Source organism: Streptomyces sp. MB09-02B (assembly GCF_033794485.1).
GTDB lineage: Bacteria > Actinomycetota > Actinomycetes > Streptomycetales > Streptomycetaceae > Streptomyces.
Map to the genome: position 1 here is coordinate 1 of NZ_JARGEE010000845.1, position 1,451 is coordinate 1,451.

Genomic DNA, 1,451 nt, shown 5'->3' on the forward strand with positions numbered 1-1,451 from the left:
ACCCTCCGCCGAGCCCGTACGCCGCCGAGCCCGTACGCCGCCGCAGCGGTGCTCAGCCGCGGCTGTGGAGGTCGGCAGTGCCGAGACGGCCGGAAGCGCGGGTGCCGCGGCCGACGGTGGCCTTGACTCCCTCGGCCTTGTCCCGCGTGCCACCCACGCCCAGCCACCTTCCCCGGCCCGGAGGGCTAGGTGCGGCGCAGGGCCAGGACCGCGTTGTGGCCGCCGAAGCCGAAGGAGTTCGTGAGGGCGAGGTCACCGTCGCGCGGGAGCGGGCGCGGGACGGTGGTGACGAGGTCGAGGGTGATCGCGTGGTCCTGGTCGGCGCAGCCGATGGTCGGCGGGATGAGCCCGTGGTGGAGCGTGAGCGCGGTGGCCAGTGCCTCCACCGCCCCGGCCGCCCCCTGGAGGTGCCCGAGGTGCCCCTTGAGCGCCGTCACCGGCACCCGGCGCCCCGACAGCACCGCCACCAGCGCGTTCGCCTCCGCGAGGTCACCGTCGACCGTGGCAGTGGCGTGCGCGTTGACGTGGACCACGTCCGAGGGCCCCGCCGCCGCGTCCTCCAGCGCCCGCCGCAGCGCGAGCGCCACCCCTGAGCCCGACGGATCGGGCGCCGCCATGTGATGCGCGTCGGCGGACAGCCCCCACCCCGCGGCCTCGCAGTAGATCCGCGCCCCGCGAGCCCGGGCATGGTCCTCCGCCTCCAGCAGCAGGAACCCCGCCCCCTCGCCGTTCACGAACCCGTCCCGGTCCTTCGCGAACGGCCGGGACGGACTCGCCTCACCACCGTCCAGCCCATGCCGCGACAGCGCACGCATCGCCGCGAAGGACGCCATGATCGCCGGGGTCACCACCGCCTCGGCCCCACCCGCGAGCGCCACGTCCACCCGCCCGTACCGGATCCGGTCGACCGCCTGCCCGATCGCCTCGGTCCCGGAGGCACACGCACTGGTGACGGTCCGCGCCTCCCCGGTGATACCGAGGTCCAGCGAGATCTGCGACGCCGCCTGCGAGGGCACACACATCGGGGTGGTGAGCGGGGAGACACCGCGCGGTCCCCGGTCCCGTAACTGCCGGTCCCCGGCCACCAGCACCGACGCGTCACCGAGGATCGCCCCGGCGGACACCCCGACCCGCCCCGGGTCGAGCCCGCTCCCCGCCGTACCGTCGGGAGGGAGACCCCCGTCGCGCCATGCCTCCCGCGCCGCCAGCACGGCGAACCTCGCGGCCCGGTTCATACGCCGGGCCCGGGGCCGGGGGAGCAGCTCGGCGGGATCCACCGGCACCGTCCCCGCGACCCGCACGGGTAACTCGGCGAACTCCTCCCCCTCCAACTCCCGTATCCCGCAACGCCCTTCCAGCAGGCCCTGCCACAGCTCACCCACGCCCACCCCGAGCGGGGTGACGGCCCCCAGCCCCGTGACGACCACCCGGCGCCCCACCAAGTACGACAT

At 75.7% G+C, this 1,451-nt stretch carries 1 protein-coding gene; it reads right to left on the bottom strand.

Translation table 11 applies throughout. The annotated features are described in order from the left end of the window. Positions 1-185 precede the first annotated feature (185 nt). The coding region (locus P1P70_RS44565; RefSeq protein ID WP_319248192.1) for a beta-ketoacyl-[acyl-carrier-protein] synthase family protein at positions 186-1,451 on the bottom strand (1,266 nt) is incomplete at its 5' end.